This window comes from Streptomyces sp. NPDC005898, from assembly GCF_040629635.1.
Taxonomy (GTDB): Bacteria; Actinomycetota; Actinomycetes; order Streptomycetales; family Streptomycetaceae; genus Streptomyces.
This window is the reverse complement of the sequence record NZ_JBEXWC010000058.1, coordinates 1-2,150: the sequence shown is the minus strand read 5'-3', so window position 1 is coordinate 2,150 and position 2,150 is coordinate 1. Positions and strand designations below refer to the sequence as shown.

The 2,150-nt window shown below is 66.2% G+C and carries 1 protein-coding gene; it reads left to right on the top strand.

Features of this window, described 5'->3' with window-relative positions:
- Positions 1 to 21 precede the first annotated feature (21 nt).
- Positions 22 to 2,150: acyltransferase domain-containing protein (locus ABZ385_RS33200; RefSeq protein ID WP_358914199.1), on the top strand; the 2,129-nt coding region annotated here is incomplete at its 3' end.

Sequence of the window (2,150 nt, the reverse complement as noted above, 5' to 3'; positions counted from 1 at the left end):
TTGGGTGAGTTGGGTTTGCGGGTGCAGTCGGAGTTGGGGGGTTGGCCGCGGCCGGCTGAGGTGTTGGTTGCGGGGGTGTCGTCGTTTGGTATGGGTGGGACGAATTGTCATGTGGTGGTGGAGGAGGCTCCTGCGTCTGCGTCTGGGTCTGCTTCTGGTTCCGCTTTGGGTGGTGGGGTTGTTGGTGGTCGTTCGGTTGAGCGGGGTGTGGTGCCGTGGGTGCTCTCTGGTCGTGGTGTGGAGGCGTTGCGGGGGCAGGCGGCCCAGCTGCTTTCCCGTGTGGAGGCCGACGAGAAGCTGTCCCCGGTGGATGTGGGGTGGTCGCTGGCTTCCGGGCGGTCGGCTTTCGAGCGCCGGGGTGTGGTCATCGGCGGGGACCGGGATGCTCTCCTGGCCGGTTTGGGTGCTCTGGCGCGGGGTGAGGACGTTGCGGGTGTGGTGACCGGTCCGCCCGAGGGCGTGACACGGACGGCTGACCGTGTGGTGTTTGTCTTCCCGGGTCAGGGGTCGCAGTGGGCGGGGATGGCGGTCGAGCTGCTGGACAGCGCGCCGGTGTTCGCCGACCGGTTCGCTGAGTGTGGTCGGGCGCTGGCGGAGTTTGTCGACTGGGATCTTGAGTCGGTGGTGCGGCAGGTGCCGGGGGCGCCGTCGTTGGAGCGGGTGGATGTCGTCCAGCCGGTGTTGTGGGCGGTGATGGTCTCCCTGGCTGAGCTGTGGCGTTCGTATGGTGTTGAGCCGGCTGCGGTGGTGGGGCATTCGCAGGGTGAGATCGCGGCCGCGTGCGTGGCGGGTGGGTTGTCGCTCCGGGATGCGGCGATGGTGGTGGCGCTGCGTTCGCAGGCGATTGCTGAGGGGCTGGCGGGGCTTGGCGGCATGGTGTCGGTGGCGCTGAGTGCCGGGGAGGTTGCTGAGCGGATCGCGGCGTTCGGTGGCCGAATTCAGGTCGCGGCGGTGAACGGGCCGGCCACGGTGGTGGTGGCCGGTGAGGTCGAGGCGCTTGCTGAGTTGCTGGCCGGGTGTGAGGTTGATGGGGTGCGGGCGCGTCGTATCGCGGTGGACTACGCCTCGCATTCGGCGCAGGTGGAGGTCATCGAGGAGCGGCTTGCGGAGCTTCTGGCGGGGATTGAGCCGAAGTCGTCGTCGGTGCCGTTCTATTCGACGGTCACGGGTGCGCTACTGGATACGGCCGAGCTGGATGGCGCGTACTGGTATCGGAACCTGCGGCACACGGTTCGTTTCGAGGAGACCGTCGGTGGCCTTCTCGCGGAGGGGGACGCGGTCTTCGTCGAGGCGTCGGCCCACCCGGTGCTGACCATCGGGCTCCAGGAGATCGCCGAGGCCCGAGGCGCGGAGCAGAGCGTGGTGAGCGGCACCCTGCGCCGTAACGAGGGAGGCCTGCAGCGATTCCTGTCCTCAGTTGCTGAGGTGTACGTCCAGGGCGTGGCCGTCGATTGGACCACGGCGTTCGAGGGGTGTGGGGCGTCGTGGGTGGATTTGCCGACGTATGCGTTTCAGCGGGAGCGTTTTTGGGTGGGTGAGGAGTCGGCGGTTGGGGTGGTGGAGTCGTCGGGTTCGGTGGGTTTGGTGGGGTTGCGTGAGCGGTTGGTGGGGTGTTCTGAGGGTGAGCGGTTGGGGGTGTTGTCGGGGTTGGTGCGGTCGTTGGTTGCGGTGGTGTTGGGGTATGGGTCGGGGGATGCGGTGGATGTGGGGCGGTCGTTCAAGGATTTGGGTTTTGATTCGTTGACGGCTGTTGAGTTGAGGAATCGGTTGAATGGTGTGACGGGGTTGCGGTTGCCGTCGTCGTTGTTGTTCGACTATCCGACGCCGGCTGTGTTGATCCGGCATGTGGATGGTGAGTTGGGTGGTGGTGTGGGTGTTGGTTCGGTGGGTGGTGGGGTGTCGGTGGTGTCGGTGGTGGATGAGCCGGTGGCGATTGTGGGGATGGGGTGTCGTCTTCCGGGTGGGGTGTCGTCTCCGGAGGGTTTGTGGGGGTTGTTGTCGTCGGGTGGGGATGCGGTGTCGGGGTTTCCGGTGGATCGGGGGTGGGATTTGGGGGTGTTGTTTGATGAGGATCCTGAGCGGTCGGGGGCGTCGTATGTGAGGGAGGGGGGTTTCTTGCATGATGCGGCGGAGTTTGATGCGGGGTTTTT